9 protein-coding genes, 14 tRNA genes and 2 rRNA genes are annotated in these 9,836 nt (G+C 39.3%); 23 read left to right on the top strand and 2 right to left on the bottom strand.

What is annotated here, in order from left to right; translation table 11 throughout:
• The 20 genes from NQ185_RS05675 to NQ185_RS05580 form a co-directional block, all read left to right on the top strand.
• Positions 1 to 124, top strand: a 23S ribosomal RNA gene (locus tag NQ185_RS05675); the annotation flags it as partial.
• 260 nt (positions 125 to 384) lie between these two features.
• A 5S ribosomal RNA gene (gene rrf, locus NQ185_RS05670) occupies positions 385 to 500 on the top strand.
• A gap of 11 nt (positions 501 to 511) precedes the next feature.
• Positions 512 to 586: transfer RNA gene (locus tag NQ185_RS05665), tRNA-Asn, on the top strand.
• 4 nt (positions 587 to 590) lie between these two features.
• A tRNA-Ser gene (locus NQ185_RS05660) sits at positions 591 to 682 on the top strand.
• Positions 683 to 698: 16 nt separating this feature from the next.
• Positions 699 to 773, top strand: a tRNA-Glu gene (locus NQ185_RS05655).
• A gap of 10 nt (positions 774 to 783) precedes the next feature.
• Positions 784 to 857 (top strand) — tRNA-Met (locus NQ185_RS05650).
• A 133-nt stretch (positions 858 to 990) separates the two neighbouring features.
• Positions 991 to 1,067: transfer RNA gene (locus NQ185_RS05645), tRNA-Asp, on the top strand.
• A 13-nt stretch (positions 1,068 to 1,080) separates the two neighbouring features.
• Positions 1,081 to 1,156: transfer RNA gene (locus NQ185_RS05640), tRNA-Phe, on the top strand.
• 22 nt (positions 1,157 to 1,178) lie between these two features.
• A tRNA-Tyr gene (locus NQ185_RS05635) sits at positions 1,179 to 1,263 on the top strand.
• A 9-nt stretch (positions 1,264 to 1,272) separates the two neighbouring features.
• Positions 1,273 to 1,346: transfer RNA gene (locus tag NQ185_RS05630), tRNA-Trp, on the top strand.
• 8 nt (positions 1,347 to 1,354) lie between these two features.
• Positions 1,355 to 1,429 (top strand) — tRNA-His (locus tag NQ185_RS05625).
• A gap of 32 nt (positions 1,430 to 1,461) precedes the next feature.
• A tRNA-Gln gene (locus NQ185_RS05620) sits at positions 1,462 to 1,533 on the top strand.
• A 5-nt stretch (positions 1,534 to 1,538) separates the two neighbouring features.
• A tRNA-Gly gene (locus NQ185_RS05615) sits at positions 1,539 to 1,613 on the top strand.
• A gap of 9 nt (positions 1,614 to 1,622) precedes the next feature.
• A tRNA-Cys gene (locus tag NQ185_RS05610) sits at positions 1,623 to 1,696 on the top strand.
• Between the two features lie 8 nt (positions 1,697 to 1,704).
• Positions 1,705 to 1,787, top strand: a tRNA-Leu gene (locus tag NQ185_RS05605).
• Between the two features lie 130 nt (positions 1,788 to 1,917).
• Positions 1,918 to 2,640, top strand: coding sequence for an SDR family NAD(P)-dependent oxidoreductase (locus NQ185_RS05600; RefSeq protein ID WP_257580591.1), 723 nt, complete (start codon positions 1,918 to 1,920; stop codon positions 2,638 to 2,640).
• A gap of 82 nt (positions 2,641 to 2,722) precedes the next feature.
• A complete protein-coding gene (locus tag NQ185_RS05595) occupies positions 2,723 to 3,781 on the top strand; it encodes an oxidoreductase (protein ID WP_257580590.1) in 1,059 nt (352 codons plus the stop codon).
• Between the two features lie 54 nt (positions 3,782 to 3,835).
• Positions 3,836 to 4,669: a sugar phosphate isomerase/epimerase family protein gene (locus NQ185_RS05590; protein ID WP_257580589.1), complete on the top strand. Its 834-nt coding sequence runs from the start codon at positions 3,836 to 3,838 to the stop codon at positions 4,667 to 4,669.
• Between the two features lie 78 nt (positions 4,670 to 4,747).
• Positions 4,748 to 5,296 (top strand): hypothetical protein, encoded by a 549-nt coding sequence (locus NQ185_RS05585; RefSeq protein ID WP_257580588.1) that lies wholly within the window; start codon positions 4,748 to 4,750, stop codon positions 5,294 to 5,296.
• A gap of 151 nt (positions 5,297 to 5,447) precedes the next feature.
• A tRNA-Gly gene (locus NQ185_RS05580) sits at positions 5,448 to 5,521 on the top strand.
• A 26-nt stretch (positions 5,522 to 5,547) separates the two neighbouring features.
• Here the strand turns inward: NQ185_RS05580 and NQ185_RS05575 are convergent.
• A complete protein-coding gene (locus NQ185_RS05575) occupies positions 5,548 to 6,231 on the bottom strand; it encodes a B3/B4 domain-containing protein (RefSeq protein WP_257580587.1) in 684 nt (227 codons plus the stop codon).
• An 83-nt stretch (positions 6,232 to 6,314) separates the two neighbouring features.
• Here NQ185_RS05575 and queG point away from each other — a divergent pair, with 83 nt between their 5' ends.
• From queG to trmL, 3 genes are all read left to right on the top strand, one after another.
• A complete protein-coding gene (gene queG / locus NQ185_RS05570; RefSeq protein WP_257580586.1) occupies positions 6,315 to 7,460 on the top strand; it encodes a tRNA epoxyqueuosine(34) reductase QueG in 1,146 nt (381 codons plus the stop codon).
• 63 nt (positions 7,461 to 7,523) lie between these two features.
• Positions 7,524 to 8,390 (top strand): amidase domain-containing protein, encoded by an 867-nt coding sequence (locus tag NQ185_RS05565; protein ID WP_257580585.1) that lies wholly within the window; start codon positions 7,524 to 7,526, stop codon positions 8,388 to 8,390.
• 35 nt (positions 8,391 to 8,425) lie between these two features.
• Positions 8,426 to 8,899, top strand: a complete 474-nt coding sequence (gene trmL, locus NQ185_RS05560) for a tRNA (uridine(34)/cytosine(34)/5-carboxymethylaminomethyluridine(34)-2'-O)-methyltransferase TrmL (protein WP_257580584.1) — start codon at positions 8,426 to 8,428, stop codon at positions 8,897 to 8,899.
• 34 nt (positions 8,900 to 8,933) lie between these two features.
• Here trmL and NQ185_RS05555 read toward each other — a convergent pair whose 3' ends face one another.
• Positions 8,934 to 9,827, bottom strand: a complete 894-nt coding sequence (locus NQ185_RS05555) for a TetR/AcrR family transcriptional regulator (RefSeq protein ID WP_257580583.1) — start codon at positions 9,825 to 9,827, stop codon at positions 8,934 to 8,936.
• Positions 9,828 to 9,836: the final 9 nt, after the last annotated feature.

The raw sequence follows: 9,836 nt of genomic DNA, 5'->3' as shown, positions 1-9,836 counted from the left end.
AGATGAGATTTCCCATAGCGCAAGCTAGTAAGATCCCTGAAAGATGATCAGGTTGATAGGTCCGGTGTGGAAGTGTGGCGACACATGGAGCTGACGGATACTAATCGATCGAGGACTTAATCAAATATAAAGCGGAAGCGCCTGTTCATCGACGTACAAACTGCAGGGGCTTCGACTGAGATAAAGGAAACACGATGAGCCGCTAGGCGAATCGATGTTGACTTATCGTAGGGAGAAGACCCGGAAGTTTGCTAGTCGATAGGCGCCGGAGCTAGATTCAAAACAAGGTTTGTTTTCTCTAATTATCTGGTTTTGAGGGAATGAAAAATTTCTCTTGAAAAATACATAAAACATATTATAATAAAATATGTCGATTATGATTTGTCTGGTGACGATGGCGAAGAGGTCACACCCGTTCCCATCCCGAACACGGAAGTTAAGCTCTTCAGCGCCGATGGTAGTAAGGGGACTCCCCTTGCAAGAGCAGGACGTTGCCAGGCTATCCTATCATTCCGCAGTAGCTCAGTGGTAGAGCTATCGGCTGTTAACCGATCGGTCGTAGGTTCGAATCCTACCTGCGGAGCCATATTGGAGAGCTGTCCGAGTGGCCGAAGGAGCACGATTGGAAATCGTGTAGGCGGCTAACGCTGTCTCAAGGGTTCAAATCCCTTGCTCTCCGCCATTCATACAAAACAAAAGGCCCCTTGGTCAAGCGGTTAAGACACCGCCCTTTCACGGCGGTAACACGGGTTCGAATCCCGTAGGGGTCACCATTATTATTATCGCGGGGTGGAGCAGTCCGGTAGCTCGTCGGGCTCATAACCCGAAGGTCGCAGGTTCAAATCCTGCCCCCGCAATTAAGTTGCTTTCAAATAAACTTGAAGGTAATGTAGGTTATTTTCAAATTTCATTTGAAAAATAATGTAAGTTATTTTCGAGTGAACTCGAAGGTAATGTAGGTTATTTTCAAATTTCATTTGAAAAAACCCTGGTCCGGTAGTTCAGTTGGTTAGAATGCCTGCCTGTCACGCAGGAGGTCGCGGGTTCGAGTCCCGTCCGGACCGCCATATTTTATACATAGGCTCAGTAGCTCAGTCGGTAGAGCAAAGGACTGAAAATCCTTGTGTCGGCGGTTCGATTCCGTCCTGAGCCACCATTTATTCAATTAATCATATACTGGTGGGGTAGCGAAGTGGCTAAACGCGGCGGACTGTAAATCCGCTCCCTCCGGGTTCGGCGGTTCGAATCCGTCCCCCACCACCATTTTAATACAGGGGTATAGTTTAATGGTAAAACGAAGGTCTCCAAAACCTTTGATGTGGGTTCGATTCCTACTACCCCTGCCAATATTATGGCGGCTATGGCGAAATGGTCAACGCATCGGATTGTGGCTCCGACATCGTGGGTTCGATTCCCACTAGTCGCCCCATTTATTTTTAAAATGTTTTTTATATAAATTGATGGGCTATAGCCAAGCGGTAAGGCAACGGACTTTGACTCCGTCATTCGTTGGTTCGAATCCAGCTAGCCCAGTAATCGCGGAAGTAGTTCAGTGGTAGAACACCACCTTGCCAAGGTGGGGGTCGCGGGTTCGAATCCCGTCTTCCGCTCCAAAAAATATTGGCGGCATAGCCAAGTGGTAAGGCACGGGTCTGCAACACCCTTATCACCGGTTCAAATCCGGTTGCCGCCTCCATAAGCTTTGCCCGAGTGGTGGAATGGCAGACACGGTGGACTCAAAATCCACTGCCTTCGCGGGCGTGCCGGTTCAAGTCCGGCCTCGGGTATACGAGTACAAAATCTTCAACTTTTAAGTTGAAGATTTTTTTGTGCTCTTTTTTAAAGGATTTTCCACCTATTAAAGAGAAAATGTAACAAGAACAAATGATTTGAGAACGTTTACTAGGGGGAATTGTTATGGGGAAAGTTGCCTTCGTAACAGGGGCTGACCGTGGTTTGGGTTTATCTTTAACACATTGGCTGTTGGGCGATGGATACACGGTATTTGCCGGACGCTATAATGAGGATTTGCAGTCTTTGGAAGAATTAAAGTCAGCGTATCCTGAAAAGCTTGAGTTAGTTTCTTTGGATGTCGGAAATGATCAAAGTGTAGAGGCCGCTGCCAGTTTAATAGAAACGAAAACACCATTTATCGATTTAATTATTAATAATGCCGGGATTATTGATCAGGCGAAGAATGCAACGATTTTGGAGCCGCAAGATTTCGAGGTTATGAAGCAACTATTTAATGTAAACTCTTTAGGAGCATTAAGAGTTACGAATCACTTGGTTAAATTATTGTTAAAAGGAGAAACAAAATTAGTAGTGAATATATCTTCCGAGGCAGGAAGTATTGAAAAAAACCAGCGGACAAATTGGTATGGTTATTGTATGTCCAAAACAGCATTGAATATGCAATCTGCTATTTTACATAAACATTTAAAATCTTTAGGAGGTCAAGTATTAGTATTTCATCCGGGTTGGATGCAAACATATATGGAAGGATTTTTTTATGAAAAGGCTACGTATCCTCCAGAAGTAGCGGCGGACAAAATAATGAATCTTATTCATGATCATAAGCGATTTTTGGCGGAAGAACCCGCATTTATTGACCTAGAAGGAGAAGCTTGGCCTTGGTAAGGAGAAATATATTTTAAATTATAGTAAACTATTAATATATTCAGAGTTAATAGAAGAAAAGATAGAAATTGGAGCGATTTATTTGGAAAAACAATTGAATGTCGGTTTAATTGGATATGGGTTTGCGGGAAGGACTTTTCATGCACCAGTCATCACTTCAGTACCTGGCTTGAATTTAAAAAAAGTAGTTGAACGTCGTAGTGAACTTTCAAAAGATAGATATCCATGGGTGGAGGTAGTCCGCTCCGCGAATGAACTATACATAGATCCTGAAATTGATTTAGTTATAGTAACTACTCCAAGTACTCATCATGTAGAGTTTGTCCGTGATGCACTGAGCGCCGGTAAACATGTTGTCGTGGAAAAACCTTTTACAGCCACGACAGAAGAAGCGGATGAATTGATAAAACTTGCAAAAGAAAAAAATAGAGTGTTAAGTGTGTTTCATAATCGTCGCTGGGATGGAGATTTTATGACGATACGTGAAATAATTAAAAATGGTTTGATTGGTGAAGTGAAGGAATGTGAATTCCATTGGGACAGTTTTAATCCAATTGCTTCCTCCACGAATTGGAGGGAAAAATCCGGTCTCGGATCGGGAGTATTATACGATTTGGGAGTTCACTTTTTGGACCAAGCTGTAAGCCTTTTTGGAGTTCCTGCAACGATCTACGCGGATGTTCAAATTCAGCGTGAAGGTGCCAAAGCGCATGATTATTTTGATTTAACACTCGGCTATGATCGTCATTTAAAAGTATCGTTAAAATCGTCAAAGATGGTCCGTACAAAAGGACCTCGCTATATTTTGCATGGTGATAAAGGCTCCTTTATAAAATATGGGTTAGATCCACAAGAACAAGCTTTAATTGATGGACAGTCACCAGCTAATAGTAGAAGCTGGGGAAAAGAGCCGGAGGAGCTATGGGGTACCATTGAAACGACGCTGGGAGGGCTTAATGTAAAAGGGACGATTGAAACAATACCTGGCGCATATCAAGATTATTATCAAAATATTTATGATTATATTACTGGGGCAGCTGATCTTGCTGTTAAATCTGAGGAAGCAAGAATGAATATTAGACTTATTGAGCTAGCAATCGAAAGTCATAATTTGGGTAAAGTCCTGCCAGTTAATATATAAGGCTAATTTCTTAAAGTTCGTTGTTTGTAAAAAGCTATATATAGGGAAAGTGAGATGAGAGAGATGTTTCCATTCAAAATAGCACTAAACACGTCAACATTATTTCCTTTTAAACTTAATGTCATCGAGCAAATTAGGGTGGCGAGAGAAGCTGGCTATGAAGGTATCGAGCTTTGGATGCAAGATATTGAAGCATATCTTGAAGGTGGTGGTACAATTCAGGATATCAAATCGGCATTAGAAGAAACAAATATTGAATTTATTAACGCGATTGCATTTTTTAAATGGACTGATGTAGATGCTGAAACAAGAAGTGCAGCTTTTGATCAGGCAGAAAAGGAAATGCAATTGCTATATTCATTAGGATGTAAGTATATTGCTGCACCTCCTTTTGGTGATGTGTCAGATACTAGCTTAGATGAGATGGCCAGACATTTTGAACAATTGGTTCACAATGGAAGACAAATTGGGGTTGAGCCGATTCTCGAGTTTTGGGGAAAGGCAAAAAAGCTTTCAACACTGGATGAGGCACGTTATGTTTTAAATAAAAGTAATATTCCTGACGGTAAAATGCTATTAGATCCGTTCCATATGTATGTTGGCGGAAGTAATTTAGCTGGTTTGAAAAGTCTAAAAGGTGATCAAATTGGAGTTTTCCATTTAAATGATTATCCAAATTCTCCTGGAAAAGAGGAAATAACTGATCAAGATCGAGTATTTCCAGGGGAAGGAGTTTCACCAACGCATCATATTGCTGAAATTTTAAATGAAATCCAATATGATGGATATTTATCCTTGGAATTATTCATTGAAGACTTTAAAGGGAAATCCGCTGTTGAAGTAGCAGAGTATGGTCTTAATTCCGTAAGAAACTCGTATTCAATATAAAAAAAATAAAATGGCGACATCGTTTTTATAACAGTGTCGCCTTATACCTCACTATTAGAGACGGGGAGGAGATATGATTTGAAGAAATTGATATTAATTGGAATTCCCCTTATTTTAGTCCTCGCGGGTGCTGCATTATATTATTCATATACTTCAGGAAAAGTTTCTAAAGTAGTTGTGAATAAAGATTCCATTGATAATAATAAAGAAAAGCAATCAGTAGCGCAAGTTGACGTGGATGTGGAAGTGGATGAAACTGAAAATATTGTGCTAACGAATGAAGCAGTAAAGGAAACTCATGATACATTAAACGGTCTTGTTGGTTGGGGGAAATCTGAAAAATTTAGCTTTTCTTCAAATATAGGGAAGCTGGAATCTTTATATGATGACGTTGAATTAATGATTATATATGCTAAGAAAGATACTGTTAAATCTGACTTGCAAAATGCCTTGGATGCAATAGAGAAAGCAATAAAAGCGGAAGATGTAAATGGCTTAATTGTTGCTCATCGGATAGTTCATGATTTAGACGGTTATTTAAATGAAGATCCCTTAGATGGTAAAGTATGGGGCTATACGGAAACTGTGAGTGGTAATGCCAAAAAGGCGTTAAAATATATTCAATGAGATCATTTCTTCTTTTTTTTAACTAAGGTAAATATGAAGCTGAAGGGAATTCGACAAAATCCCTTCAGTTTCGACGAAAGAATGAACATATTGTGATAGATGTTGCATTTGTTTTTTAAGTTTTATATAATAATAAAGTTCCTAATTGAATGCGGGTGTAGTTTAGTGGTAAAACTACAGCCTTCCAAGCTGTTGTCGTGGGTTCGATTCCCATCACCCGCTCCATACATACCAAGCGCAGTGCCTTGTTCCTAAAGTGAACGGGGTGCTGCGTTTTTTACTTCTGTTTTTGCTTCTCCCCCATTGATTTGAGTAAACATTAAGGACAATGATGTGAGCAGCTCTTTCGCAGAATTTGCAGTTAAGGTAGAAGGTAAATAAACAATCTGAAGGGCGTTTGTCGTATTGTTTGTAACTGCTGTACGAGTTGAATCTACGAAAGGACTCCCAAATGGACCTTCCTCATCCGCCGATAGGAGTAAATGTTCAAGCTGATTTTCCCTTCCATTCAAGCCTTCGTAAATTTCTGCCTTTTCTCCTATACGAAGCACGATATCTCCTTTTATTTTCCCTGTATCATAAATACCAATCGGAATTTTATATTTTAAAGAGAAAAAGTTATTTATATCTGCGGCTGAGTTCATACTAGGAAGAAATTGTTGCTTTTTAACCCGTCTATAGAGTGCTTCTGCAGAAGGTCTATATCGATTTGGATCTTTGCCAAGTCGCTTGAATATCATTCGCCACTCTTTTATTTCGTCATAGTCATTGATATTGGTATCTTCTAAATCAAAAAATAGGGATTCTTGAAACAATTGTAGCCTTCCTTTTAACATTTGCGGAGATTCTTCCACTATAATGTTTTTATAATGGATGATACCAACTTTAAATTCGGGTAAAGCCATGCTTAATTGGGGATCTAAATTAATTTCCAACCATTCCACCTCCAAAAACAATCAAAAATAGTTTACCATAGAATCATAAGGAAAGTCTTTAACGGCAAGTAGGAGGAAGTCCAATGGATTATAGACAATTCAAAAAAGAGATTATTGAATATAGTAAAAGCATCGGAATCGATAAAATTGGATTTGCAAGTTCCGATCCTTTTGTAGAAATGAAAAACTTACTCATTCGTCAGCAAGAACTTGGCTATCAATCAGGTTTTGAAGAAAAAGATATCAATAAGCGAACCGACCCGAGTCTAATTTTTGATGGTCCCCGCTCAATTATCGCCATTGCTCTTGCCTATCCATCTAGAATGAAAGATGCACCTAAAGGGAAGAAAGGGGAGCGCAGGGGAATCTTTTGCCGCGCTTCGTGGGGAACGGATTATCATATTTTAGTACGGGAAAAACTTGAACAGCTTGCTTCATATATAGATAGCAGAGTTCCAAATTCGAGGTTTAAATTAATGGTTGATACAGGTGAATTGGTGGATAGGGCAGTTGCCGAACGGGCTGGCATCGGCTGGAGTGGGAAAAATTGTTCCATTATCACGCCTGAGTTTGGATCATATGTGTACCTTGGGGAGATGATTACTAATCTTCCTTTCGAGCCGGATGATCCAATGAATGATCAATGTGGTGATTGTAGATTGTGTCTTGATGTTTGTCCGACTGGAGCCTTAGTCCAAGCAGGTCAGCTAAATGCACAGCAATGTATTGCATTTCTAACCCAGACGAAAGGTTTTCTACCTGACGAATATAAACAAAAAATAGGAAATAGGGTATATGGGTGTGATACATGTCAAACGATATGTCCCAAAAATAAAGGAATGGATTTCCATATTCATCCGGAAATGGAGCCTGATCCCGAGATTGTAAAGCCGCTTCTCCAGCCATTGCTTTCTATATCAAACCGAGAATTTAAAGAAAGGTTTGGACCAATATCGGGATCATGGCGGGGCAAAAAACCAATCCAACGAAATGCCATAATTGCCTTGGCACATTTTAAAGAAAATTCGGCAGTAAGTGAACTAATTGAAGTTATGAGAAAGGATGTCCGTCCCGTCATGAGAGGGACTGCTGCATGGGCATTGGGAAAAATCGGTGGAAATGAAGCAAGGGAAGCTTTGTTAAATGCGGAAAAAGATGAACAAGACGAAGAGGTAGTAGCAGAAATAAGGAAAGGGCTGGAATTTTTCACGGTCCGAGACGAGGTATAAATACTTCGTCTTTTTTTATACTTCCAGTCCCTCTCGCATATATATCGGTGAGGAGGGATATCGTTGAAAAAACAACTGGCCGCAAAGCTTGTGGAGCGTTCTGAACAATTTGTACAAAAAAGAAAAATAGACGATGAAAAAATTATAAAAAAGCAAAAATCTCTTATGAAAAGAAAAGCAGAAATCGTAAAAGTGATGGCAACAGGGAATATTTTATCGAGGGAAAGAATGGACGATCAGGATCTGATTTATTATCATGTACATTTAAAATATTTCATTCGTCAAGGAGGTCATTTCTATCTTGAAGAAGAGGTAGAAAAGCGGAAAGCATCATTTTTTAAGGGGGCAGTCTTCGAAGACGTGGAAGTGCCTGTCATATATCCAAAAGTAACGGAAGACATGATTATAAAAAAAGAACAGCGCAATGAACAACGTGCACCATTCTATTATGATCGCTTGAAAGCGGTGCGGTATGCCGAGAGATGGTGGAATAGCTACAATCCAGCATACAAGAAGTTTGAGGTTGATTGCACGAATTATATATCCCAGTGCCTTCATGCGGGGGGTGCTCCGATGCGAGGGTATCCGAATCGTTCGAAAGGATGGTGGCTTCAAAATAGAAATTGGAGCTATAGCTGGGCAGTTGCCCATTCATTGAAAGGCCATCTTCAAACATCCACGGTTGGATTAAAAGCAAGGGAAGTCAAAGATCCTATGCAGCTTAAACTAGGTGATGTGATTTGTTATGATTTCCAAGGGGATGGGCGTTTTGATCATAATACCATTGTAACAGGTAAGGATGCTGCTGGGATGCCGCTTGTAAATGCCCATACGTATAATAGTCGTATGAGGTACTGGGCGTACGAAGATTCATCCGCCTATACGCCAAATATTAAATATAAATTGTTTACGATTATAGATGATGCATAGATTTTTTAGTATAATGGCACAAGAGGTGAATTTACGTGCCAAACCATATTGTACTATTTCAACCAGAAATCCCAGCTAATACGGGAAATATAGCGAGAACTTGTGCTGCAACAGGCACGAAGCTCCATTTAATAAGACCACTTGGATTTTCAACAGATGATAAGATGCTTAAGAGGGCGGGTCTCGATTACTGGGAGTTTGTAGATATTACGTATTATGATTCAGTAGAGGAATTTTTTAAGGAAAATGAAGAAGGTCAGCATTACTTTTTAACTAAATATGGTACAAAACCACATACAAGCTTTAATTATAGTGATCCAAATACGGATTATTATTTTATTTTCGGACGTGAAACGAAAGGTTTGCCAAAAGAGTTAATTGAAAAGAATCAAGATACATGTTTGCGGATTCCCATGAATGATCATGTGCGCTCCCTAAATTTATCGAATACGGCTGCAATTCTTGTGTACGAAGCTCTAAGGCAGCAAGGATACCTAAATCTTCATTAAAATGAAAGCCCCCGTTGAATGGGGGCTTTTCATGTCAAGACTTATCTTCATATGCTAAATAATCCCTAGCCAAATTAATAATTTCTTTTAGATCTTTTTTATAAACAGAGTTTTTGAAAACATTTTCTACAGAATAAAGAACGCTCTCAATTAAAAATTCTCTTGGTGACTCCGATTGAAATTCTGAAAGAAGAAATTCTAAGTAATTTAGTTTCGCATTCGTTACATTTTCGTTTTTTAAGTGGGAAACGATAATATCCAACCGAGTTTTAATATCTTCTATAATATCATCTTGCGAATACGAATGCGTATTACCTTTTAATGTAAGCCAATTAGTAGTAATAAACGGAACTAAATCGTTTTGGTGAGCACTAAGTACCTGTAAGCGATCTAAAGCAAAACGAGCCGTATCTTCTAAATCGTATTCCTTTTTAGAACAAAACATCCTTACATGCATCGTTTGTTGTATAATTCCAAAAAACATTACGGAGTAATCCATTGAATGGCGTTCCGCATCTGCTCCAAATAATTCGACTAATCTTCTAGCTGTCCATTTGAGTTCATCGAAATGTTGCTGACGCATATAAGTTTTTAGTTCTTCATCTTTGGAGGAAATTACTGATTCATAAAGGGCAAGTAAGTTTTGCTCCCTGTTCATATTGATTCGTACTACTACTTGTTGAATAAAAATCTCTGGATCGTCATTATGTTTACCAAGAGATAGTTGCTCACGCAAATAATGTGATCTTATTCTTACTTGATCAAGAATTGCCATTAAACAAGCATTCTTTGAGGCAAAATGATTATAGAAAGTCCCCTTCGCTATTTGAGCACCATCCAATATATCTTGAACAGAAGTTACTTGGAACCCTTTTTCAATAAATAACCGATGTGCTACATCAAGTATTTGCTTTTTTCTAGGATTCATATTCTCACC

The sequence above is a fragment of the Lederbergia panacisoli genome (assembly GCF_024626525.1).
Lineage (GTDB): Bacteria > Bacillota > Bacilli > Bacillales > Bacillaceae_C > Lederbergia > Lederbergia panacisoli.
The sequence above is the reverse complement of the archived record's forward strand: the minus strand, read 5'-3'. Positions and strand labels throughout refer to the sequence as shown.